Consider the following 24,952-nt stretch of genomic DNA (forward strand, 5'->3'; position numbering starts at 1 on the left):
ACGATTGAGTGGTTGAGGGAAGTGTATGGAGTCGCGACCTTTTAAGGTGGAATCTAAGTATCAGCCGGCCGGGGATCAGCCGCTGGCGATCGAGCAGTTATCCGAGGGCATAGATGACGGCTTGAGTCATCAAACACTGCTAGGGGTTACCGGCTCAGGTAAGACCTTCACGATGGCGAATATTATCGAGCGCTTGCAGCGCCCGGCGATAGTGATGGCTCACAACAAAACGTTGGCAGCTCAGCTCTATGGAGAGTTCAAAGAGTTTTTCCCCAAGAATGCCGTCGAATACTTTGTTTCTTATTATGACTACTATCAGCCCGAGGCCTATGTTCCCTCCTCGGATACTTTTATTGAGAAAGATGCATCGGTAAATGAGCATATTGAACAGATGCGCCTTTCCGCCACCAAGGCACTGATAGAGCGGCGTGATGTTGTGGTCGTTGCCACGGTATCGGCTATTTACGGTCTGGGTGATCCTGATAAATACCTAAAAATGGTATTGCACTTGGATCGTGGCGACCTGGTGGATCAGCGCACAATTTTACGCAGGTTGGCGGAGTTGCAATACACGCGCAATGATGCTGATTTTCGCCGCGCAACTTATCGTGTGCGCGGCGATATTATTGATATCTACCCGGCCGACTCCGATTTGGAGGCGGTACGCCTGTCTCTGTTTGATGAAGAGATTGAAGAGATCACCTTGTTTGACCCTCTTACTGGAGAGCAGTTTAAGAAAGTTCCTCGGGTTACCATCTTCCCCAAGAGTCACTACGTTACCCCGCGTGAGACCATTGTCAGCGCTATTGATGAAATCAAAGATGAGCTGCGAGTACGTCTGGAGCAGTTGCGCGGTAATAACAAGTTATTGGAGGCGCAAAGGTTGGAGCAGCGCACCCGCTACGACCTGGAAATGATGCAGGAGTTAGGATACTGCAATGGTGTGGAGAACTATTCCCGCTATCTCTCCGGCCGCAATGCTGGTCAGCCACCGCCCACGCTATTCGACTACCTGCCAAACGATGCACTGCTGTTTATCGATGAAAGCCACGTAACCGTGCCACAAATCGGCGGCATGTACCGCGGGGATAGATCGCGCAAAGAAACCCTGGTGGAGTATGGTTTTCGCCTGCCTTCTGCCCTGGATAATCGCCCCCTCAAGTTTGAGGAGTGGGAGCACCTGGCCCCGCAAGCGGTATTTGTTTCGGCAACGCCTGGACCCTACGAAGCCGATCACGCGGGGCAGGTGGTGGAGCAGGTGGTGCGGCCCACAGGACTTGTTGACCCGGAAGTGGAAATCCGCCCGGCTCAGACCCAGGTTGACGATGCGCTCTCTGAAATTCACCGCTGCGCGGAAGCGGATCAGCGAGTGCTGATTACCGTGTTGACAAAGCGGATGGCAGAGGACCTGACTGAGTATCTGGCGGAGAATGGGGTGCGGGTACGCTACCTGCATTCCGATATTGATACCGTTGAGCGGGTGGAGATTATCCGTGATCTTCGTATTGGTGAGTTTGATGTGTTGGTGGGTATTAACTTGCTGCGAGAAGGGCTGGATATGCCTGAGGTGTCTCTGGTGGCGATCTTCGATGCTGACAAGGAGGGTTTCCTGCGCTCTGATCGCTCCCTGATCCAGACTATTGGGCGTGCGGCGCGCAACCTTGAGGGGCGGGCTATTTTATATGCGGACAAAGTAACCGGCTCCATGGAGCGCGCGCTGGAAGAGACCCGTCGACGCCGGGAAAAACAAATTGCTTTCAATAAAGAGCATGGCATTACACCGAAAGGGATTCGCAAAAGCGTTGCGGATATTCTTGAGGGCGCTGTGGCGCCCGGTGTGCCCAAAAGTAAGCGTAAGGTGGCAGAAGGGAAGGGTACCTATAAGGTTGATGACAAACCGATGTCCGATAAGCAGCGCTGGGCGCGAGTTGCTGAGCTGGAGAACCAGATGTATGAGCACGCCAAAAACCTGGAGTTTGAATCTGCAGCGAAGCTGCGAGATGAGATTGCCCACCTGAAGGAGGCGGAATAGTTTAGTTGAGGGCGGCTTTTTCGGCTGCCCTCACCGCCACGATAACTTAAAAAAACTCTGCAAAAAGTTCAGTAAGTTGTTGAAAACACTAAAAAGCGGTGCTAAAGTTCGCGCTCTTCGCAGCACTGGGTTCCCCCGCTGCAGAGTTCTAGACCCGTAGCTCAGTTGGTTAGAGCGCTGCCTTGACATGGCAGAGGTCAGCGGTTCAAATCCGCTCGGGTCTACCATCTTCAAAAGGATGGTTACCCATCTGAATTAATAGTTCCATGAATCACTTCATGGATAGTTTCATGCGGTCTTTGGTAGGGATCGCCACTGAGAGAAAGGACAAACAATGCTCGTTGTTACTCTCCCCGATGGTTCTCGTCGAGAATTTTCCGCTCCGGTTTCCGTGCATGACGTTGCCGCAGATATCGGTCCTGGCTTGGCCAAGGCTGCACTTGCTGGCGTAGTCGACGGCAAAGAGGTTGATACCAGCTATGTCATCGATCGCGATGTCAATCTGGCCATTATCACCGACCGCCAGCCCGAAGGCCTGGAAGTCATTCGCCACTCCGCTGCACACTTACTGGCACAAGCCGTTAAGCAGCTGTACCCGACGGCCCAGGTCACTATTGGCCCGGTTATCGAAGATGGCTTCTATTATGACTTTGCCTACGAGCGCCAATTTACGCCGGAAGACCTGGAAAAGATCGAAGAGCGTATGGAAGTGCTGGCCAAGGAAGATATTACAGTTAGCCGCCGACTGATGCCCCGTAAAGAAGCGGTGCAGTACTTCCGCGATATGGGCGAAGAGTACAAGGCCGAGATTATCGACAGCATCCCCAGCGATGAAGATATTTCTTTGTACCGCCAGGGCGATTTTGAAGATCTGTGTCGCGGCCCCCACGTGCCCTCCACTGGCAGACTGAAGGCGTTCAAGCTGACCAAGGTGGCTGGTGCTTACTGGCGCGGCGATTCCAGCAACGAGATGTTGACCCGTGTTTACGGCACCGCCTGGGCCAACAAGAAAGAATTAAAAGCTTACCTGCGTCGCATTGAAGAGGCAGAGAAGCGCGACCACCGCAAGCTGGCCAAGAAATACGATCTCTTCCATATCCAGGAAGAGGCACCCGGTATGGTGTTCTGGCACCCAAATGGCTGGACTATTTACAGTACTGTCGAGCAGTACATGCGCCGCCGTCAGCGCGAGTTTGGTTACAAAGAAATCAAAACCCCACAGCTGGTGGATTTCAGTCTATGGCAGAAGTCTGGTCATGCGGATAAGTTTGCCGATGACATGTTTACGCTCACCAGTGAAGAGCGCCAGTTTGCCATCAAACCTATGAACTGCCCCTGTCACGTGCAGGTGTTCAATCAAGGTTTGCGGAGTTATCGCGACCTGCCGCTGCGTTTGGCGGAGTTTGGCTCCTGCCACCGTAGTGAGCCCTCCGGTTCCCTGCACGGTCTGATGCGCGTGCGCGGCTTCGTACAGGATGATGGCCATATCTTCTGTAGTGAAGATCAGATCCAGTCAGAGGTTTCTGACTTTATGGATCTGCTGCACTCCGTGTACAAAGACTTCGGCTTTAATGATGTTATTTACCGCCTCTCCACTCGCCCGGAGAAGCGTGTAGGTTCCGATGAAAGCTGGGATAAGGCAGAGAAAGCCCTGGCCGATGCGCTGGATGCCGCGGGCCTGCCGTGGGAAGAGCTGCCAGGTGAAGGCGCCTTCTACGGACCCAAGATCGAATTCTCCCTGAAAGACTGTCTCGGCCGGGTATGGCAGTGCGGTACCATTCAGGTGGACTTCTCTATGCCGGGCCGTCTGGATGCGCAATATGTCGCCGAAGATGGTTCGCGTCAGTCCCCGGTGATGTTGCACCGTGCAGCCCTGGGTTCCTTCGAGCGCTTTATCGGAATTCTGATCGAGCATTACGAAGGCGCGTTCCCCACCTGGCTGGCACCACAGCAGGTGGCGATCATGAATATTACCGATCGTCAGGCCGATTACTGTCGTGACTTGGAGGCCCGCCTTGGTTCGCTGCAATACCGCGCCAGTGCTGACTTGAGAAACGAGAAGATCGGCTTTAAAATCCGCGAGCACACGCTCCAGCGTGTCCCTTATCTGCTGGTCATTGGCGATAAGGAAGTAGAGAGCCAGACGGTTGCCGTGCGCACCCGCAGCGGTGAGGATCTGGGAAGCATGACTTATGAGTCTTTCCTTGAGATTCTCGAGCAGGACGTCAGTCGCCGCGGCCGTTTGTCCGAAGATAATGCATAACAACTTGGCAACTGGGAGACCATAGCTATTAAACGAGACACTAAGGGACGGTCCAAAAAGGCCCGCATAAACGATCAGATTGAAGCGTCAGAAATCCGCCTGATTGGCGCTGATGGCGAACAGGTAGGCATTGTCTCCCTGAATGAAGCGCTGGAAGCTGCACAGCAGGCTAGCTTGGATCTCGTTGAAATTGCCCCGGACTCCACGCCGATAGTCTGTAAGATCATGGACTACGGCAAGCACGTATTCGAAGCTAAGAAAGCTAAGAATGCCGCCAAGAAGAAGCAGAAGCAGCAGCAGATCAAGGAAATGAAATTCCGCCCGGGCACCGATATCGGTGACTACCAGATCAAGCTGCGCAACCTCATCCGCTTCCTAGAGGCGGGTGACAAGGCCAAAGTATCCCTGCGCTTCCGTGGTCGTGAAATGGCTCACCAGGAGCTGGGTATGGAAATGATGCAGCGCATCGAAAAAGACCTGGAAGAGCTGGCCATTGTAGAGCAGCGACCCAAAATGGAAGGTCGCCAGATGCTGATGGTTCTCGCTCCCAGCAAAAAGAAAAAGTGAGGTTTGGGGAAGCAATTCCCGGAACCTCCTTTGAGAAGTGATTGGGCGACGGCTGCCTCCTCACTCTCACCGTGCCGATGGCTCAGGTTGTCGGCAGATACTAAAGGTGCCTGTTATGCAGGCGAATATTCACTTTGGAGTACAAAATGCCGAAAGCAAAGACTCACAGTGGCGCTGCCAAGCGCTTCAAGAAGACGGCTGCGGGCTATAAGCACAAGCACGCTAACAAGAGCCACATCCTCACCAAGATGACCACCAAGCGTAAGCGTCAGCTGCGTGGCACCCAGACTATGAACAAGTCTGATGCCGGTCTGGTCGATCGTATGCTGCGCGCCAAGTAATTGGCCCAAATCGCAAAGGTTTAAGAGGATAGAGTTATGGCCCGTGTAAAACGTGGTGTAGAGGCGCGTCGTCGTCACAAGAAGATTCTGAAGCAGGCTAAAGGTTACTACGGTGCGCGTTCGCGCGTATTCCGCGTTGCCAAGCAGGCAGTTATTAAAGCTGGTCAGTACGCATACCGTGACCGTCGCGTTAAGAAGCGTAACTTCCGCGCTCTGTGGATTACCCGTATTAACGCCCAGTCCCGTGCAGAAGGCCTGAGCTACAGCCGCCTGATCGCAGGTCTTAAGAAAGCGGAAATCGCACTGGATCGCCGTGTACTGGCTGATCTGGCTGTTTACGATAAAGCCGCTTTTGCTGCCGTAGTTGAAAAAGCTAAGGCAGCCCTGGCAGCGTAAGCTGTCACTTCAGTTGTAAAACTGAATACTTAAAATAGGGAAGGGCTGTAGCGGCCCTTCCCTATTTTTTTATGGGGTTTCCGCTATTTTTTACCGGTGGCGGTGCCAGGGGAACCCCCGCGGTGCAAATGCACCGGTTAAAACAAGCACAAAACTAGGGCCAATCGGCCTCAATCGAAGTTGGATTCAAACGGGAACAGTTCGATGCAAGATTTGCAGTCCCTCACCGAGCAGGCAATGGAGCTGGTGGAGAAGGCCGATGGCCTCGCCGCACTGGATCAGGTGCGTGTTGATTACCTGGGCAAAAAGGGCCAGCTGACGGCACTGCTGAAAGGCCTGGGCAAGCTGTCTGCTGAGGAGCGCCCGGCTGCGGGTGCCAAGATCAATGAAGCCAAGCAGCAAGTGCAGGAAAAAATTAATGCGCGCCGCACTATGCTGGAGCAGGCCGCCATCAATGCCAAGCTGGCTGAAGAGACCATTGATGTCACCCTGCCAGGGCGTGGTGAAGAGCAAGGCAATGCTCACCCCATCACCCGCACCTTAAAGCGTGTAGAAGATTTCTTTGCGGGCATCGGATTTACAGTTGAGAACGGCCCGGAAGTCGAGCAGGACTATTACAACTTCGAAGCCCTGAATATTCCCGCGCACCACCCAGCGCGCGCGATGCACGACACTTTCTACGTGGACCCCACCACAGTACTGAGAACACACACCTCTTCCGTGCAGATCCGCACCATGGAGAAAAAGTCTCCGCCGCTGCGCATTATCTGCCCCGGCCGCGTATACCGTTGCGACTCCGATGTGACCCACTCGCCCATGTTCCATCAGGTGGAAGGCCTGGTAATCGGCGAGAACATCAGCTTTGCGCATCTGAAAGGCACCATCGACCAATTCCTGCGTGCTTTCTTCGAAGCGGAAGTGCCTGTGCGTTTCCGTCCGTCTTATTTCCCATTCACCGAGCCGTCTGCAGAAGCGGATATCCAGTGCACCGCCTGTGGTGGTGAAGGTTGCCGCGTATGTTCCGGCACCGGCTGGCTGGAAATTCTCGGTTGCGGCATGGTGCACCCGAACGTGTTTGCCGCCTGCGATATCGACAGTGAAAAATACTCCGGCTTTGCCTTCGGTATTGGTATCGAGCGCCTCGCCATGCTGCGTTACGGCGTTAACGATCTGCGCTTGTTCTTCGATAACGATCTGCGCTTCTTGAAACAGTTCTAGCCCAGTGAGAGCGCGAATGGCCGAGGCGGTTCGCAGTAGCAATCGAATTGTGGAGGCCCGGGTGGCGAAATAAATACCCCGGGCGAAATGCGCACCAAGTTGCGCTGACGGAATACAGAAAGAGATCAACTATGAAAATCAGCAACTCCTGGTTGCGGGAATGGGTAAACCCGAAACTCACCACACAGGAACTGGCCGATCAAATCACCATGGCCGGCCTGGAAGTGGATGGCATAGAAAAAGTAGCGGGTGATTTTTCCGGAGTGGTTGTGGGTGAGATTGTCGCCTGTGAACAGCACCCGGATGCCGACAAACTGCGCGTGTGTAAAGTGGCCGGCCACCCCGACGGTGAAATGCAGGTGGTGTGCGGTGCTCCCAACGCGCGCATCGGAATCAAAATTCCTTTTGCCCTGGTAGGCGCCAAATTGCCGGGCGATTTCAAAATCAAAAAAGCCAAGCTCCGTGGTGTAGAGAGCTTCGGTATGCTCTGCGCACAGACCGAACTGGAACTGGGCGAAGACAACGACGGTATCTGGGAACTGCCGGAAGACGCACCCACCGGTACCGATCTGCGCGAATACTTGCAGCTCGATGACGAAACCATCGAAGTGGATCTCACCCCGAACCGTTCCGACTGCCTCGGTGTTGCCGGTATCGCTCGCGAAGTGGGCGTACTGAATCGTTGCGCCGTTCAGGGCCCGGAAGTTGCTTCGGTACCCCAGCAAATCGAGGAGAGCCTGCCCGTATCCCTGCTGGCGGAAGCGGCCTGCCCGCGCTACGTAGGTCGTGTCATTCGCAATATCGATATCAAAGCCGTAACACCTCTGTGGATGCAAGAGCGTCTGCGTCGCAGCGGCCTGCGCAGTATCGATCCGGTAGTAGACGTGACCAACTACGTCCTATTGGAGCTGGGCCAACCCATGCATGCCTTCGACCTGGAGAAACTCTCCGGCGGTATCAAGGTGCGTATGGCAGAAGCCGGTGAAGAGCTGACCCTGCTGGACGGCCAGGCAGTGAAGCTACAGGAAGGCACTTTGGTGATTGCCGACGAAGAAAAGCCACTGGCCATGGCCGGTATTATGGGTGGCTTGGATTCTTCCGTTACCGAAGGCACCCAACATATCTTCCTGGAGAGCGCCTTCTTCAGCCCGCTGGCGATAGCCGGTAAAGCCCGATCCTACGGCCTTCACACCGATTCCTCTCACCGCTTTGAGCGCGGCGTAGACTACCACCTGCAAGAGAAAGCGGTTGAGCGTGCCACCCAACTGCTACTGGATATCGTTGGTGGTGAGCCAGGCCCGGTACACGTGCGCGAGCTGACTGAAACCATGCCCGCCGAGCGCCATATTACCCTGCGCCGTGCCAAGGTAGAGTTGGGCCTGGGTATCAAGCTGGCCGATGACGAGATCGTCGATATTCTTACCCGCCTGGGTCTGGAAAAAATCGACCAGAATGACGAAGGCTGGACCTTCCTCGCCCCCAGCTTCCGTTTCGATATCGCCATCGAAGCCGATCTGCTGGAAGAGCTGGCCCGTGTTTACGGTTACAACCGTATCCCCAGCGAGAGCTTTACTGCCGAGCTGGAAATTGCCCCGCGCCCGGAGAGCACCATTGCCCAGGACAATCTGGAGCAGACCCTACTGAGCCGCGGCTACTACGAAGCGATCACTTTCAGCTTTATCGATAGCGACAGCGCTGCCCTGTTTGACCCGGAAGCTGACCCAGTGGCCCTGCAAAACCCGATCAGCGCAGAGCTGGCGGTGATGCGTACCACCTTATTGCCGGGCCTGTGCAAAGCCTTGCAGTACAACCTCAATCGCCAGCAAAACCGCGTGCGCCTGTTTGAGACTGGCCTGCGCTTTGTACCTGGCGCGGAGCTGCACCAGGAGCAGATGATCGCTGGTCTCGCCTATGGTAACCGCTTTGCAGAAAACTGGACGGGCAGCAAAGACAGCGTGGATTTCTTCGATGTGAAAGCCGACGTGGAAGCCCTGCTGGCCCGCACCGGCGTCGCCGATGAATTCCGCTTTGTCGCCGGCCAACACTCCGCCCTGCACCCCGGTCAAACCGCCAAAATACTGCGTGGCGACCGCGAAGTAGGGGTTATCGGTGCCCTGCACCCGCAGCTGCAGAAGAAGCTGGATCTGGCCAAGCCGGCCTTCGTATTCGAACTCAGCCTGGAAGCGATCGGCCAGGGTAAAGCCCCGGCATTCCGCCCGCTGTCCAAGTTCCCGGAAGTGCGGCGCGACTTGGCCCTGCTGATCGACGCGGATGTTCCCGCCGCCAATCTGGTAGAGGCCGCCACCGAGGCCGCCGGTGAAACCTTGACGGACCTCAAGATATTTGACGTCTACCAGGGCAAAGGTATTGATTTAAATAGAAAAAGTGTCGCTTTGGGGTTGACGTTTCAGCATTCGTCGCGCACCCTTAATGACGAAGAAATCAATGCCGCTGTAGATGCGGTGGTCGGTAAATTAGAAGAAAAATATAACGCTAGTCTGCGCTAACAGGGCATGATGCTCTCGGTGTGCAGACTGAATTGCACCCCGAGAGCGTCTGCTTCCGGGTTGAAAGCCGCCGCGGTTTGGGCCGCTTCCGATCTGGAGTCGACGCCTCTGAATCAATTGGTAGGATCCAATGACAGAGGCACTGACCAAGGCCGGGCTCGCCGAGAAGTTGTACGAGGAGCTGGGCTTTAATAAGCGCGAAGCAAAAGAGATCGTCGAGTATTTCTTCGAGGAAATCCGCAATGCGCTGGAAAGCAACGAGCAGGTCAAGCTCTCGGGCTTTGGCAATTTCGACTTGCGTGATAAAAGCCAGCGCCCCGGTCGCAACCCCAAGACCGGCGAGGAAATCCCCATCTCAGCCCGCAGGGTAGTCACCTTCAAACCAGGGCAAAAACTCAAGACACGAGTAGAGGAACATGCTGGAACCGAGCAATAATGCTCAGCTACCTGCAATCCCCGGTAAGCGCTATTTCACCATTGGTGAAGTGAGCGAGCTGTGTGCCGTGAAGCCCCATGTACTGCGCTACTGGGAGCAGGAATTCCCACAGCTGAAGCCCGTTAAACGCCGCGGCAACCGCCGTTACTACCAGCACCAGGACGTTATTATGGTGCGCCAGATTCGTGCGCTACTCTATGAAGAGGGCTATACCATTGGAGGAGCCCGCCAGCAGATAGAGACCGGTAGTGAAAGGGCAGAAGTGGTGCAGTTACAGCAGGTGCTACCGGAAGTGATAGCGGAACTCAAAGATGTAGTGGCCTTGCTGGATGGGAGAAAGAATTTCTAAAAAACTGTAAACCTGGGCTTGCAATCCAGCCGCACTCAGGTATGATTCACGCCACATCGAGACACGATGTCTTTAAAAATCAATCACTTAGCGAAGTGAGCGATTTTTCAAAATCGGAGCGTAGCGCAGCCTGGTAGCGCACCACACTGGGGGTGTGGTGGTCGTCGGTTCAAATCCGGCCGCTCCGACCATACATATCGTTGCATATAGCAACGGCCAAGAAACCCGCTTTTTAGCGGGTTTTTTTGTGTCTTCGGCTTGAATATTTCACCATAAAAAAGGCAACAACAGCTCCGGCCTGGTTGCATAGTCTAGAAAGTTCAAGAGGAGGTATGTAGGTTGCTCAGCCATTACGTAGCGTCGTCGCGACTAGAGGGGTGATGCTTTTCAGTTGCACACTCTATAAGTTCCCAATATTAAACATTGATGAAGCTACCTAGTGTTTTTTGTAGAGATTTTCGTTTTAGTCGATGAAATTGCTCAACAATTTTCAATTGGCAGGAATTATAAAAGCTAAAATAATTTAAACCTCCTATATTTATTAAAACCCATCATTTAGCTGAAAGATAAGAGGCCTACAAACTTTATAGAGCTGGATGGTTTTTATTCATAATTGTATTAATGTACCATTTCCATAATTGCTTTAGGCGGATTTTTAGGTCTTAGTCAAGCTGTAGATTTAGGGGCGAGTAGCTTTAAATCTTTCAATTTCTTACGCTGAAATTCAGACCATTAAGCTGAATGGAGGTAATTGGGGTGTTCATTTAAAGCGCTCCGAGATATGTGGTTAGTAAAATTAATTTATTTATATGAAAGTTATAGGAAATAATTAACGGTTTAGTTTAGATGCATGTTTCTAATGCTGCCTTTTTTAGAGTATGATTGAATGAGTTTACGAACTAAGTCGCCTGAAATAAGGTTAGAGCTTAAAGCTATGGCTGCAGCCAGGAGTAACCTTTAGGTTTGCGCCACAAAGAAAATTAAAGGAATCTATAATCGTTAAAATGGAGTTAATTTTTAGTTATTCTAACAGCTTTTAAAGCTGTTTAACTTAATATGTTTTTTTGAAGAATATAATTAAATTGATTTGTTTCAAATGTTTAATGTGTCTTTGTGGGGTGTTAGAAGTTGAGTTCTTTAACTTTATATAGAGTGGATTCTGGGCGTCGATATTGGGTTGTTCGATCTGGGAATGGGGGAATTTATAATCCACATTTTCGTAAATATAGTATTGTAGCTATTGGGCATGCCGACGAGGTAGAGCTTTCTGGTAAGTTAGGGAATGTGGCTAACCCGAGGAAAGGCTTGTCTGCTGAGGAAAAGGAGATTATAGGGAATGGTTGCCATAACCGCATGTTGAGCTCGAAGAAGATGACTGGCAGTCAAATTGGCAATGTTTATGGACAGATAAAAAGATTTCTACATGAAATTCAGATAAATGATATCGTTATAACGGTTGACTCTCATCATGTAATGGCTGGAAGAGTTTTATCTGATGTTTATTATGATGAAAATCATATGATAATTGGTGGAGATGACCCTTCAGAAAGGCGTAGTATATGTGAGTATAAATTACGAAGAAAAGTTGTATGGGGTAGTAAGCAATATAAGGATGCTGTACCTTTTGTTTTAGCTAATAGTTTAAGAAATTCCTCAACTGTCTTCGAAGTTAGCTCTGGTACTAAAGCATCAATACTAAATCATTGGCTCACTCCTTTGCATATTAAAGGTGATACACTACATCTCTCGTCTCGTATAGAGGCAAAGAGAGCGATTGGTAATCGACCTGTTACTCGCTTCTCGTCAATCTTAGATCAGCTGGAAATTTTATCAAAGAATATTTCTGATTGTCTTGAGAGCGGGGAGAATATTTCTGTCGACAAATTTGAAATATATAAAAATAAAATTTGTGACTATGAATACGTATTAACTACTCAGCAAGCATTCATGTCGCCTGGGGATCACTTTATTCAATTAAGCGGAAGAGAGTGTCAGCTCAAAGTCTTTGCGTTGCTTTTTGCAAGTCTTTTCGGAGTGAGTGTTGTATTTGCAGATGATGGTCTAAATGATATTTCTGAAAAAGATAGGCGTGAAATTTCACTGATAAGTGCAAAAATAAATGAATCGGAAAATTTTGATGAGGTTAAGGGTGAGCTTGAGCTGAAATTAAAAGGTCAGGACAAAAAAGTTCTTAATGCCAAGAGAGATATTGATGATATTTTCCCGAAAATTGAAAAAGCAGAGACTGTTCCTATATGAGTGGCCGTTTTTTTGGGGGGCTGTCAAATTTGTTTTACGGGGGGATAACTTTGCTTTTTTCTCTTCTTGTAAATCTCGCGAAGCCATTTAGAGAGAATTGGCCCGAGAAGTTGCACTATTTGTTCCTTTCTGCTGCTATCGCTGTAGGCGGCTGGTGGGCTTTATATACTTACAAAGCGTTCGAGCAAAAAGAGAGGGCTTTAAAGGACTTAGAGAACGTAAAGAAGGAGTTGCTTCAAAAAGAAGCTGAAATAACAAAGAAAAAGGCTGAAGTTCAGGAGATTGAAAAGCGTCTTGAGGGTAATTTCTCCAGTGATATTACTATCGATTCAAACGTTGTTTTTTTAAATGACAGGAAATATGGGCTAATTGTTGATGTAACAATAAAGAACGTGGGTACTAAAGATGTGATTCTGAATTTTGACAATAATCCCTTAACAGTCTCAAAACTCAATTTTGATGGGGATAGGGTTGTGGCTGAAAAAACTTATAATCCGCAATATTATAAGAGTATATCCGATTCACCTAAAGAGATAAGCAGCAAGGTGTTTCCTGCCCAAGCTATCCTGATAGGGGCATCAAAAAAAGTCACTTTTTTCACGGAAGTCTTTGATCCAGGAATATATTATATTACCTTTGAGGCTAACATGGCTGGCGAACAAAAACTTCGCCATGAAAATAATAATTATTTGTGGTTTGCTTCTAAGTATATTCAAGTTGAAGCCGCTTGTTGTGAGAATGGGTATAAGTTTGCTGAAAAATCTAAACTCATTAACAGAAATTAGAATTTAAAAGCTAGTCTTGACTGGCATATCTGCATGTTGAAAAAAATAAAAAATAGGTGCAAGTTTGTGGGCGATTGAAGCCGTATGCTAAAATCGCTTAAGGGTTGATGGAGGAGCCAATTACATGACAAGCATTAGTCCTTGAGGCTCTTCATCTCTGATATAGAAGTAAGGAGAGTAATAGTTTTGAGATTTAATCAGGCTTTAGGAAACTTTGTTTCTGGATAAAAGTCGGTATTTGTGGAGTGTCTGGAGTAAAGCTTGATTAGCAGGGAGTAGCTGATAAGAATAATCGGCAGTCGCCTACGCCGTGTAACCTACTTTAGTTGAGCTGGCTATAGGCTTGCTGTACCACCTTCACTGATCCCACCAAGTCTCTAAAGTGACTCTCAAAATTTCGGTTGAGATAGAGCCAGTGATTGAGAGAGATACTAAGTCGATCTAGGGGAGGTGGCGTATTTTCGGTAATACAGCCTGGTTTTCTGGAATCTAAATGACTGGCCACTCCAGTCCACCAGCTCCAATTGTACGGTTGGTTTTAACCCAGAAATAACCAAGCAATAGCACTAATGTTGGGAGGTGGCTTGCAAGATGGTAACTCCACGTTGAACTCAATATTTATCCCTACAACGGAACCCCGCTCTTCCTGTATTTAACAAAGGAGTGCGGATACGAGTATAAAACTAATGAGCCAATTAAATCATTAGTGAACTTTTACATTTCCCGGTTTTGCCTTTAGTTAGCTATGTGATTGAGAGTGTTTCTCTTTAATCTTTTCAAAAAATCATGGAGTAAATTTCAATGTGAATTGATCTTTCCAATGGTTGATTGAGATTTTCTCAGTAAAAAATAACTAAAATATAGGCGCGAAAATAATCCTATTGGAATTTATTCAGTTTGTTTCAATCCCAAAGCTGCGTAAAATCGATAGATATTTTTGGTATTTTGGCCGTAATTTAGCGAGCCGATTAAAAAGGCTTCAGAAGTTTAAAAGATTTTGAAAGCTTCAAGAGTGCCGAGAATTTTCTAAAAGACCCATACCCTCAAAGGAGACCGGTAGCGTGACGTAAGAGTAAGTAAAAGGCGCTGACCCAAGGTGCTAGGAACACCCGGGGCCAGCTAACCAAATTGATAAGTACACTATCAAAATGGCTATATGGATAATACGCTAGAAACCCGCTCGTCTTCAATAAAGTGGAGTGCATTCAGCGGCTTGGGGCCTGTTCCCAAGCTCTGGAAGCCTAGCGCCCGCCTTTTCCTCTTCTCTGCCTACCGCCCCCGCGCACCACCCCACATTTCCTCCAAACGTTAAACCCATGCTTCCCCACCCCGGAAGCGCCCAAACTTTGACCATTGAAGGAAATAAGTATGTTGATCTTAAAGCGACGGACAGGTGAACTTCTAAGGATTGGAGCAAATGTCTCAGTCACAGTGCTGGAGGTTAAAGGTAATCAAGTGAAGATAGGCATAAGTGCACCCAGGTCACTGCCCATCCACCGTGAAGAAATCTATGTGCGGATCCAAAAGCAGCTGAAAGTGAAGGCCTGAAAGCGCTTAAAGCGGCAGCCAGGAGGGATAATCTTGCCTCTCTGGTGTACCCGTATTGAAAAGACTAGAGGGGTTATATAGGAAATTGTCCATTGTTATTTAGCGGAGTGAACTAGTAGCCAAATTGGGCCCCAGATTACCAGACAACAATAGCCCGTGAACCCAGTAGAAAAAAGTCAAAGCGATCCAACGTGCTACTGAGTACGCTTGTTTGGGATTTTAAATTTCCACAATGAAAGATTAAGCTAGTGATAGGTGATCCTGAACGCATTGTAGGAAGCCTATATTTCCTCATCAAATTTGGAGAGCTTGATTTGCAAGGAGTTGTCACTATTGTAAGCGGTACATGAGCCACATTATTTAATTTGCCCTGGCAGGCTGGCACGATGCCCCCTCAATCAACTTCGGAGAAAAGCGCCATGAATCAGTAGCAGTGACAAAGCTATATCGCGGTCTACGAGAAAAGCTCTCAATCCAAGTGCGCCAATGTTCGTAATCACAATCTAAACTACAGCCAGTTCCTCTATTGGTACCGCAAGCTATCTGAACAAACTTCGGTTTCTAATATCCCTGACTTTGTTCCCGTGAATATCAAGTTCCCCACAGTCATTACGGGAAATCTGGGTATATTGGATTCTCTAATGGCATAAAGCTGAAGTTGATACCTGTGTAGTGAGTCAACCTGGCCAGGTGTTTGTGCCCAGGCTTGAGCGGCACCATCATCCTCTTTTAACGCATGTACCAGGGATTGATCATGCAGAGTAATATAGGATTTACCAAGCGCTGCGCAGTATCCAGCATCGAACGCTGCATTCCATTTTTTATATTTTTATCAAAGCTGATAATAGCCCGGTCACAATTTTCAATGTGGTGTTTAATCCGTATCGCGTTGACCTAGGCAGACTTATGATCTCGACAGAAGGAGTTAGCTTCCACGCCATGACCATCGCCAGCTGTATCACGGGCATAGTGATTGGTCACGGCAGATTTCCAGTCCCTGCTTATTGTAGCCTTCAATTATCTGGGCTCTCCAGTCAGAGTGGATTAGCCCAGAGAGATATACTTTCTGTTTTTAGTTTAGTTACTTAATAGTGCTCAACAATAGAGTTTGATACTTAGGAAATGACTTACAGTAGGAATTTGACTTGAGAGGAGGGGGCTATTGATTGAGTCAATTAGGATATATCAATGCGTCATTAGCGCTGAAGTATAAGACCAAAATCCCTTTTGGCTCTTACTTATTGGTGGTTAAGGTAGCCTTATTGCTTAAACACTACATTTTCTGGCACTTTTCCAGATGGCAGTCTTGTAGAGTGCAATTGTGAGATCAGCCACTTTCCTTTCACTTTCTTTAGAATAGCGCTTTCGAGCCAATAAACATCCTGGCTCTCATTCTTTTTAGCAAAATTGGCCTTATTCCAATAGTTGATTGTGACTAGATCTGGCTTCTCATCAAAGTCAATAATGCTAAAGTAATTGGTTCTAACTGTATCTGATGGCTTTGCTACCTTAATTAGATCTTCAATCGTCCATACTTCACCATGTTCGAGCAAGAGAAAAGATTCAGTTACGGTGCCCCTCATACGCTCATGCTCTACATCGGATAGGTAATTTAGAAGGTTCTCGATAGTTTTGAATGCTTCAGGCTTCTCTTGTGCCTGTGCATTACCGATTGTCAAAACAAACAACATCAATGTAAAAACAATATTTCGCATAAGTTATTTTCCTGGTTTTTAGAGGTTAATTATTAGTAACGGAAGTGTTGATTTTACAACATTTACTTCATCAAATGTCTAAACTCCTTAAGGTGAGGGAGGCTATAAATGTTAGGCGAGTTCCGATCGCTGCAGATTTTCGTTGATACCGTCTATTTTTTCAGCAAAAATTTGTATATTGGGATCTCAGAGCTCCACTACAAGTGTTCTCCAGCCACATTAAACCTAGGATACAGCTCGAGTAAGGATTGTTGCTGAATTCTGTTGAGCTGATGTTCCTCAATGATAACGCCGAGATCATAGAAGCGACGCCCATAGTCGCGTATTCCCAATCAATGGCATAAAGCCGCCCGGTCTTTTCAGTGATGAGATTTCCAGTGCTTAAAATAATTATGGCAAAGAAAGAACCTACTACTTAGCTGTTCCGCGGCAGCAATATGGGAAGAAATTGTTTGGTAAAGCTGTACTAGTGTGGGGTAGAAATTTGCATGTTCATTAATCGAGCTCCAATAATGATCAGCTTTAAAGGATATATCCAAGTGGGCATCAATTTCGGGGAGGCTGCAGATTTCATTAAGTAAATTGGCAACCTATTCCAGAGCATTGGCATCACTTCTATTCCAGGGTCGACCTTCAACAAAGCGGGTAATTTGGTATTGATATACTAGGCCACTGTAAACTAAAGGAGCGCATAGCCCGGCGCTACTTGAACTCACAAGGACGTAGGCCTCTGCGTGTCGGTTTAAATCTGGAGCACCGCTGTATTGAGAATTGATACGTAGAAGTAATAGCTCTTGGTTTGCCTTGAGTGGGAATGTTTGGTTCGTTTGCCCCTGTAAGCCGTCTGACCACAATGGATTTGGATGGGCTCCATAGGGCCAGTCCTGGGGAAGCATAACGTAGAACTAATATCTTTGCCGGCTGATTAATTGATTGAAGCTGAATCTTATCAAATATTGTAGGCCGTTCTAGAGGCACGTAATAGTGATGAACTTAATTTCAAAAGTAAAATTTGGGTGAGTCGTGTGTTTTAAATTGCGAGTCTTGATTGAAAATAGAGACTGGAGGTTTATTCTTGTGATAAGCAATATTCTTCAAGGTATGATTCTTTGAGGGGAAATTGATTCATGAAGTTTGTAGTTATGGTCCGCTTTGCAGCCCTCAATTAAAATAGGGTGTGTCAGATTTGTCCTGAATTAATACAACTAAAACTGCCTAATGCTAGGCGTGCCCAATTCAAAGCCGGAATCCGGCACTATTACAGCTGGCGATCTGTTCTCCAGATCGCCGAAAGAAATAATCTGTCTATAACTGACTGGCTCACGCAGAGTTTTGAATATCCTTGCAGATGCCCACTTCACTTTTTAGTCGATAACTATTAAGAAAAGGTGACTGCACGCTCATTCAGATCATAATACTGAGTATTAACCTTAATCTTTACAGAGCTACCGGTAGCATCAAACCAGCCGAGATACCCGGTAACCTCTAGGCTTTTATGGGTAGTGGCCATCGCCTCACGTAAACGCTGGGCCCAGGGCCTTAACTTCTCACCATCATAACCTGAGCCACAAGCGCAGAGATGTAGATCGACAAAATTGCCAGGCAAACCCTCTTTAACCAGAGTGCCCGCTAGCTGCGTGGGGGTATAAGTTTTCCATACTCCACCCTGCCACGACTCTACTCCTCTATCGAAAACTTTTGCTTGTTTATTCTTGCCACTATTGCGTTGTGCACCAATTTGCTTGCCATCGCCACCGCCGGTACCATGAGCAACAATATAAAGAGTGTCTCCAGATTTGAGGCTACTAAGACACTTATCTATCCAGCGGTACATAGACTTACCAATACCAGATGTTACCTTGTTGGCAAGAATTTGATTCTTCGGAATATCCCATGCACTCGCCATATTCTCCGCGAACTCTAGCATTTCATCACTGTTTACCGGGAGGTAAATGTACTTTGCCATTTTTTACACCTTGTTATTATTACAATGCCAAAATTATAAGACCAAGCCTTGCAGAGTGAATTATTCAGGGCACCCAAAAATTGGAGAAAAGTCTCAGTTTTGCGACAAGCATCGGTTCAGGTGGCTATTCATATCTGATTAGGAAATAAAGGGAGGTGAAATGTTAAGAGCTTGTATTTGGGCTTTAGAAAACCTCACTTTGTGGTAAGAAGTAAGAAATCGTAGTGTTAATAGATTCGAGCAGGGTTAAATTAGCAAAGAGGAAACTCCGGTAGTGGATAAAACCATGTACCCTATGTTTATTGAGCTTGCTGCATTGATCCTGCCAAGCCCTTAAAACGACTTTTAAAGTTCCAGTTGATATATTGTCTATTCTTGGAAGATATACCAAGCCGCTCAAGGATAGGAGGTATGTTTTGACAATATAACTTCGTTTATGGGAAATCAATACTATCCACTCCAGGCCACTAGCACCAAATAATGATCCAACTGAAAGGGCTAGCCTATTCGGTATATTCAAACGCTCACCGTCAACAAACGTAAATAGCCTGTTGATTTGCTTATTCGAGATTGCTGCACGAATGCATAGTTGAATCAAAGTATAATCAGGGTGTTTAGGCGTATTTGTGATATTGGCCCTGATCGTGTTTAGGTCTACATAGCCCATACTGGCCGCGATAACGCTTTTATCCAATAAAGCCCAGGATTTAAATAAGTGGCCTGTAACGCTGTCTTCAGGATTAGCTGGGATTCATTTAAGAGATGTATAAAACAGCTTACATTGATTAAATTTTCTGCCATAGAAGGATAACGCTTTGTAGCTTTAGCGATTCACAGTGATCGAGTGCGCTGCCCTGGGTTGTCGTTGTGCCAAGTTCGAGGCCTTAAATAGCTCCAGGTAGAGAAGAATCACTTCGATATCTGGTCAGGTCAGCCTTTTTGTCGATATAAAGTACGATATGGTAATGATTACTCATTAGGGTATAGGCTACGTTACTAAGTGTAAAATCCGATGCTAACTTATTCATAGGCGTTTCAATTCATTGGTACTAGGCGTAGGGGTAAATGCATTGATAAGAGGGGGTTACACCAAGAAATATCTGGATGATTCTGGACCGAGACCTTGGTTGTTCTCATATTGGTATGAATAAATATTAGGTGTTTTATTAAATTTCATCAGTAGGGTTGGCGGTTTAGGCTTTATATTTGGTGAGTGTTGAGAAGTGTCCTTAGGTTATTTGGCGTCAATAATAAAAGTGAGTGAAGTAGCTAGAGTTTCGAGGGAATACGTTTATTTGTATCCGCATGCGACAAATAGTGCCAGTAAAGTTAAGCTGTAGCTGGCTTGTCCGCTGTATGACTATACCTTGTCTATAGTTCGAACTGCTTACCTCTTTACTCAGAGGGCTTTGATAGTTTATCGATCCGCTTAAGATACAGTGAGTGAGTGAGTGAGTGAGTGAGTGAGTGAGTGAGTGAGTGAGTGAGTGAGTGAGTGAGTGAGTGAGTGAGTGAATGTGATGGATGGACGTTAGTCATGCCATCGGCTATTTTAAGTTTTCTATTATTCTGTTAGCAAATGACTGTGGAGGATGCCGGTGAGATTTCTAATCTCATGCCTGTCAATACTAAGTGATCACCGCCCAATAGACTTCCCCGGTCTGCTTTCGAGAGCCTTGTTTTTTTCACTCAGTTGGGTTGTTGGCGCTTCATTAGGTGCGCAGGAAATCAGTTCCTCAGACCTGGGGCAAGATACGCCTACTACAGATGTTGCTGCTGATTATCTGAGGAAGGAGTTAAAAGGCACCCAGAATTTGGTTTGGACCGGACATAAAATACCCGATACTGATTCCGTTAGCGGGAGCTTGCTCTCAGCCTTCATTTATGGTGGTAAGCCAGCAATTCCCAGTAAAATCAATCCGGAGACTCGCTTCGCCATTGAACAATGTGGTGCTGAGGAGCCCGAAATAATTGAGAATTTCTCAGGAAAGACTGTTGGATTGGTGGATTTTAACCAAGGCACTCAATTGCCAACTGGCATTGATCCAGACTTAATCGTAGCAATAATCGACCATCATGCGATTGGTGGATCGCCAATTAATATTCCAAATGTAATCAGTATAGAGACTAGGCCATGGGGATCGAGCGCAACAATTTTAACTGATCATGCTCAGAAGTTTGCTATTGAATTACCAGTTCATCTGGCGTGTATGGGGTTGGCTGCAATTCTTTCGGATACGGTTAACTTGACATCACCTACCACAACCGAGTACGACAAAGTCTATGTAAAAAAATTGGCAAAGAGAGCTGGTATAGATGATGTAGATAAGTTTGCAGAGCGGATGTTGCTAGAGAAATCAGATCTGGGTGGGTTTTCCGCCAAGGATATTGTTTTACTTGATTTTAAAGATTTTGAGTTCGGAGGAAAAAAAGTTGGCATTGGTGTTGCTGAAACACTGACAGCTCAGCAGTTAATCAACAGAAGGTATGAACTGAAGTCTGCCATGGGCGAGATAAAAAAAGAGAAAGGTATCGATCACTTGATCTTCGCAATTGTCGACACTCGTAAAAATAAATCTTATCTACTTTGGAGTGATACCTCAGACAAAGATCTTATTATCTCCGCTTTTGGGGACCAGGTAGTAGATGACATGGTTGTTGCTAAAGGGGTGATCTCGCGAAAACGCCAAATTGGCCCAGCAATTCAAAGAGCTTTAGAGAATTGAAAGATTGACTGATTTATTGAGTTCTCTGAAAAGATTATATTCCTGCGATGCCCATTTTGGGCGAGGATCAAATTAGGTGTAATCATTATCAAGAAAAACAGATACCAAGAAAGTTGGAATAAAGCTGGCCTATACCAGATGTGAGGCTTTACTACGATTCAAATAATGGAACTCCTTTGACTTCACTGACGAAACGATGACTTGATCATCAACGATGATCGTGATTGAAATAGTTACAGGCCAGCGAACACAGCGAGAGCCTTTTGAGCCGTACTCAACTAGATAAAATAAGCTGTGTGAGAGATGACACTTCATCTGTTACAGCCGATAAAATATTGCAATGAATTTTTACCGTTTCGTTTTAAATAAAGGGGTGGAGGATAAGACTAATGAAAAATTTAAAGCGTTAATAAATTTTTACTTGCCTCAGGGTAATCATCCCCGTTGCGTCATGAAGAACTTTTTTTATAAATCTTTCGTAAAAGTAAAGGTGAGATTCTATGTGGATACTATCCGAGCGTTATCTACATTGTTCAAAAGCTGCACGAGTAAATAAAAAATTGTTAATTACTTTTGGTTTTCTTTAGTAGGTTATTATTCAGTTTAAGCCCAAAAGGCTGGGGTTGAACTCCGGTGTTTTTATGTGTTGGAATTTCAATTTGGCGACAAAACCATAAAATCGAGTATTAATCTCAAGCTATACTATGTTTAGCAACATGCGTACCCTTACTCATATTATGCGTAATAACTTCCTTTTTCGTTTGACAATATTCTTGTAATCCCACTGAATTACCTTTGATTTTTTTAGCCAGCGTTTTAGATCAGTTGTATTTATCTGCATTGCCTCTGTATAACGAATAGAAGCATCTTTAAATTTTCCTGTCCCTGGTTCGAGTTTAGGTTCGTCAAAGTCTATACCGCTCCAGAACATCAGGCGAATACAGTCTTTGAGTTTACTGTATCCTACAATTGGATTGCCCTCTAAAAAACATACAGGGTGGCCATGCCAAATCTTACTTTCAGCTTTTGTCAGGCCTTTATCAATTAGCTGTCGTAAAGTATCGCATATCAGCAGCTCTTTAGCGACCTGTGCTGAATTAAAATCATCGATCGTTTCATATTCATGGTTATCAATCTTTCAACCTCGTCGAGCTTTAATGCCGGTTTCAGGTATGTCTAGAGTAGCGGTGTTGAGGTATTTTTTATAAGTGGGATATACATATTAAAAAAATGTTAGATGGTATCATCCTTAAGCGTCTATTCTAGCATCTAGAGCTTGGTTTAGAGGGTGAAATCTGAACCAATGTTGAGCAGTCGTTATCTATCATCTGTCAAGGGTAAAATTATTTGGCCCTTGTATCACCTGATTCTTGGTGTCTTAAGTCCCAAAACAGATCGCTACACTTATCGAGATTACCGGAGTCACAAATATACGGGGCTTGGTACAGGGTGCATCAATCCACAAAGTAAATAAAGAGCCAGTTGCTCCACGCTTGATACAATCCCAAGGTAATATGGTATCTATCGCAATAGATCAAACAAAACCTATTTTCTAAATCTAGGGAGAGTGAATTTTCTAGGCGATGATGGCATTAGGAATATTCGAATTGTAGTTGGTGATGGTACCAGTAATAGTTTTCGCTGACCAATCACGATAGTTCTCTAATTTTTGACCTCCAGCAGTTCTTGAGTGATTTGTTAGCAGAATAGCGTGGTGATATGGTGGTTTTCGCAGCTTGAATCGAAAGGATGGTGGAAGATTCTCACTTGGTAATATTTGAGCTACTTTGGTCTTCAGGCCTCTCTGAAAGTCATTGTTCTGTCATGATCTATCTACAATGTGCATCTTATCGCTTTATTCGGTTTGTTTGACGCATTATCTAGATCTAATGGTTGTGCTTTGTTTAAGGGCATAGTGAAAATAGTGGCACAAATTAGGAGGATCTAATAATGATAAAAACAACAGCCAAGTGGGTTGGCGGGATACTATTGCTTGGGATGGTTGCAATCTCGGTCTTTGCCGTCAATGCAATTTATTTTAAACCATGGTCTATCAATGTATATTTTGAGCGAGCCTTTATAAAAATTCAAAGTACCAGCCCGGAAACACTCTCAATTTTCCGCATACTGGAACGGTTTGGGATTGATGGTCATAATGCCCATCTTGATGATGTTTCTGAAAAGATGAAGCAACATGAGATACAGATAGTTAAGGATGAACTATCTACTTTAAGGAGCTATGATAGATCTAGCCTCAATGACCGGCAGGCAATTTCCTATGATATTCTGGAGTACTACCTGGAAAATCTAGTAGAAGGGGAACGCTGGAAACATCATAATTATCCTCTCAATCAAGTGTTTGGTGTGCAAAATACTCTTCCGGAGTTTCTTGTTGAGTTGCATCAAATTAATAATGTTAAAGAAGCGGATTATTATCTTTCTCGTTTGAGTGAAGTGGATAGAAAATTTTCTCAAGTATTGGAGGGGCTGAAGATCCGTGAACAAAAAAAGATCCTGCCCCCGCGTTTTGTAGTTGATCGTGTGTTAAGCGAAATGCAAGGGTTTATTAACGTCCCGGTGCATGAAAACATACTATATACCTCTCTGGAAGAGCGCCTGGGTAATCTTGAAACTCTACCAGCTCAAGAGCGTACACGTATTCTTAATAGAGGAAAGAAATTAATTGAAACAGATGTCTATCCTGCGTACGCAAGCCTGATCGCCTACTATCGGGAGTTGCAGTATAAAGTCACAAAAAATAATGGCGTTTGGGATCTTCCGGAAGGGGATGAATTTTATGCCTATCAAATACGTACTCATACCACTACAAATCTGACTCCCGATGAACTGCACAATACGGGCTTAATGGAAGTAGAACGCATAGAAGATGAAATGAAGCAGATTTTTGCTTCTGTAGGTCTTGATACGGGAAGCATTAATACCCGTTTCTCCGCTATAAATAATGATCCTCGGTTTCTTTATGAAAATTCAGATAAGGGACGTGAGCAGATTATCAAAGACTATCAATTGATTATCGATGAGATTAACGCAGGTATTGACGATTATTTCAATATAAAGCCAACTGCGGGTGTTGAAGTTAAGCGAATTGCGGAGTTCAAAGAACAAGGCGCACCTAAGGCATACTATATGCCACCGGCAATTGATGGGTCTCGCGGAGGGGTGTTTTATGTAAACCTGCGCGAAGTCCATGAAACAAAGAAATTTACCATGCGAACCTTGGCTTATCATGAGGCAATTCCAGGGCATCATTTTCAAGAGGCAATTGCAAAAGATTTAGAGGGATTGCCAACTTTTCTTAAAGCCGTATCAAATACAGCTTATGCGGATGGCTGGGCTCTTTATACAGAGAAGCTAGCCAAGGAGATTGGTTTTCAAGATGATCCCTATGATGATCTTGGGCGATTACAAGATGAGATGCTTCGTGCTGTTCGTTTAGTGGTAGATACCGGTATACATCACAAGCGCTGGAGTCGAGAAGAAGCAATTGAATATATGGTGAAAACGACCGGTTTTCCGAGAACTGAAGTCACCACTGAGGTTGAGCGCTACTTTGTGATGCCGGGTCAGGCTGTAGCTTATAAAACTGGTATGTTGAAGATATTGGAGTTGCGAGAACGTGCTCGTCAAAAGTTAGGGAATAAATTTGATATACGTGAATTCCATGATGTGGTGCTAACTAATGGTGCCGTACCGCTGATGGTGTTAGAGCAACTTGTTGACCGCTGGATTGCTACTAAGAAAGTCTAAGAGTTAATAAAAAGGCATTTCAAGCAGTATCATTTGCTATTTAGAGTGAGCTCGCGTTAATTGTAATAGCGATCAA

Annotated in this window: 18 protein-coding genes, 2 tRNA genes and 2 pseudogenes; 17 read left to right on the top strand and 5 right to left on the bottom strand. The window is 46.3% G+C overall.

Going from position 1 to position 24,952, the window contains the following annotated elements:
* Positions 1 to 25 precede the first annotated feature (25 nt).
* From uvrB to tnpA, 15 genes are all read left to right on the top strand, one after another.
* Positions 26 to 2,032, top strand: a complete 2,007-nt coding sequence (gene uvrB, locus ACJJIT_RS06035) for an excinuclease ABC subunit UvrB (protein ID WP_444900301.1) — start codon at positions 26 to 28, stop codon at positions 2,030 to 2,032.
* A gap of 150 nt (positions 2,033 to 2,182) precedes the next feature.
* Positions 2,183 to 2,259, top strand: a tRNA-Val gene (locus ACJJIT_RS06040).
* Between the two features lie 107 nt (positions 2,260 to 2,366).
* On the top strand, positions 2,367 to 4,295 hold the full coding sequence (thrS, locus tag ACJJIT_RS06045; RefSeq protein ID WP_252082365.1) for a threonine--tRNA ligase: 1,929 nt from the start codon (positions 2,367 to 2,369) through the stop codon (positions 4,293 to 4,295).
* A gap of 27 nt (positions 4,296 to 4,322) precedes the next feature.
* Entirely contained in the window at positions 4,323 to 4,862 is a 540-nt protein-coding gene (gene infC / locus ACJJIT_RS06050; RefSeq protein WP_252086004.1) for a translation initiation factor IF-3, read from the top strand.
* A gap of 146 nt (positions 4,863 to 5,008) precedes the next feature.
* On the top strand, positions 5,009 to 5,203 hold the full coding sequence (gene rpmI / locus ACJJIT_RS06055) for a 50S ribosomal protein L35 (protein WP_020413351.1): 195 nt from the start codon (positions 5,009 to 5,011) through the stop codon (positions 5,201 to 5,203).
* 36 nt (positions 5,204 to 5,239) lie between these two features.
* Positions 5,240 to 5,599 carry a 50S ribosomal protein L20 gene (gene rplT / locus ACJJIT_RS06060; protein WP_252082363.1) on the top strand — a complete coding sequence of 120 codons (360 nt, stop codon included), beginning with the start codon at positions 5,240 to 5,242 and terminating at the stop codon, positions 5,597 to 5,599.
* Between the two features lie 204 nt (positions 5,600 to 5,803).
* Positions 5,804 to 6,817, top strand: coding sequence for a phenylalanine--tRNA ligase subunit alpha (gene pheS / locus ACJJIT_RS06065; RefSeq protein WP_252082361.1), 1,014 nt, complete (start codon positions 5,804 to 5,806; stop codon positions 6,815 to 6,817).
* 131 nt (positions 6,818 to 6,948) lie between these two features.
* Entirely contained in the window at positions 6,949 to 9,324 is a 2,376-nt protein-coding gene (gene pheT, locus ACJJIT_RS06070; protein ID WP_444900302.1) for a phenylalanine--tRNA ligase subunit beta, read from the top strand.
* A 130-nt stretch (positions 9,325 to 9,454) separates the two neighbouring features.
* Entirely contained in the window at positions 9,455 to 9,760 is a 306-nt protein-coding gene (ihfA, locus tag ACJJIT_RS06075; RefSeq protein WP_108733837.1) for an integration host factor subunit alpha, read from the top strand.
* Entirely contained in the window at positions 9,741 to 10,109 is a 369-nt protein-coding gene (locus ACJJIT_RS06080) for a MerR family transcriptional regulator (RefSeq protein ID WP_152452791.1), read from the top strand. The genes ihfA and ACJJIT_RS06080 overlap by 20 nt, the downstream gene beginning before the upstream one ends.
* Positions 10,110 to 10,223: 114 nt before the next feature.
* Positions 10,224 to 10,300, top strand: a tRNA-Pro gene (locus tag ACJJIT_RS06085).
* Positions 10,301 to 11,237: 937 nt separating this feature from the next.
* Entirely contained in the window at positions 11,238 to 12,368 is a 1,131-nt protein-coding gene (locus tag ACJJIT_RS06090) for a hypothetical protein (RefSeq protein WP_444900303.1), read from the top strand.
* Complete coding sequence (locus ACJJIT_RS06095) at positions 12,365 to 13,153, top strand: hypothetical protein (protein ID WP_444900304.1); 789 nt, start codon at positions 12,365 to 12,367, stop codon at positions 13,151 to 13,153. Before ACJJIT_RS06090 ends, ACJJIT_RS06095 begins: the two co-directional genes overlap by 4 nt.
* Positions 13,154 to 14,521: 1,368 nt before the next feature.
* The gene (csrA, locus tag ACJJIT_RS06100) at positions 14,522 to 14,701 is read left to right on the top strand and encodes a carbon storage regulator CsrA (protein WP_444900305.1); all 180 of its coding nucleotides are present in this window, start codon (positions 14,522 to 14,524) and stop codon (positions 14,699 to 14,701) included.
* Positions 14,702 to 15,147: 446 nt separating this feature from the next.
* The gene (gene tnpA, locus ACJJIT_RS06105; protein ID WP_444900898.1) at positions 15,148 to 15,351 is read left to right on the top strand and encodes an IS66 family insertion sequence element accessory protein TnpA; all 204 of its coding nucleotides are present in this window, start codon (positions 15,148 to 15,150) and stop codon (positions 15,349 to 15,351) included.
* Between the two features lie 23 nt (positions 15,352 to 15,374).
* On the opposite strand, the pseudogene ACJJIT_RS06110 reads toward tnpA, so the two are convergent.
* The 4 genes and pseudogenes from ACJJIT_RS06110 to ACJJIT_RS06125 form a co-directional block, all read right to left on the bottom strand.
* Positions 15,375 to 15,518: pseudogene (locus ACJJIT_RS06110) on the bottom strand (YtoQ family protein); the annotation flags it as partial.
* Between the two features lie 141 nt (positions 15,519 to 15,659).
* A pseudogene (locus ACJJIT_RS06115) lies at positions 15,660 to 15,752 on the bottom strand (hypothetical protein); the annotation flags it as partial.
* A 208-nt stretch (positions 15,753 to 15,960) separates the two neighbouring features.
* On the bottom strand, positions 15,961 to 16,416 hold the full coding sequence (locus ACJJIT_RS06120) for a nuclear transport factor 2 family protein (protein ID WP_444900306.1): 456 nt from the start codon (positions 16,414 to 16,416) through the stop codon (positions 15,961 to 15,963).
* A gap of 1,378 nt (positions 16,417 to 17,794) precedes the next feature.
* A complete protein-coding gene (locus ACJJIT_RS06125) occupies positions 17,795 to 18,382 on the bottom strand; it encodes a hypothetical protein (protein ID WP_252082349.1) in 588 nt (195 codons plus the stop codon).
* Positions 18,383 to 19,980: 1,598 nt separating this feature from the next.
* On the opposite strand from ACJJIT_RS06125, the gene ACJJIT_RS06130 reads away from it, so the two are divergent.
* Positions 19,981 to 21,108, top strand: a complete 1,128-nt coding sequence (locus ACJJIT_RS06130; protein WP_444900307.1) for a manganese-dependent inorganic pyrophosphatase — start codon at positions 19,981 to 19,983, stop codon at positions 21,106 to 21,108.
* A 730-nt stretch (positions 21,109 to 21,838) separates the two neighbouring features.
* Here ACJJIT_RS06130 and ACJJIT_RS06135 read toward each other — a convergent pair.
* Positions 21,839 to 22,243 (bottom strand): DUF1801 domain-containing protein, encoded by a 405-nt coding sequence (locus ACJJIT_RS06135; RefSeq protein ID WP_444900899.1) that lies wholly within the window; start codon positions 22,241 to 22,243, stop codon positions 21,839 to 21,841.
* An 815-nt stretch (positions 22,244 to 23,058) separates the two neighbouring features.
* Here ACJJIT_RS06135 and ACJJIT_RS06140 point away from each other — a divergent pair.
* The gene (locus ACJJIT_RS06140; protein WP_444900308.1) at positions 23,059 to 24,876 is read left to right on the top strand and encodes a DUF885 domain-containing protein; all 1,818 of its coding nucleotides are present in this window, start codon (positions 23,059 to 23,061) and stop codon (positions 24,874 to 24,876) included.
* The last annotated feature ends 76 nt before the right edge of the window (positions 24,877 to 24,952 follow it).

It is taken from the genome of Microbulbifer mixtoriginis (SeqCode) (assembly GCF_052467515.1).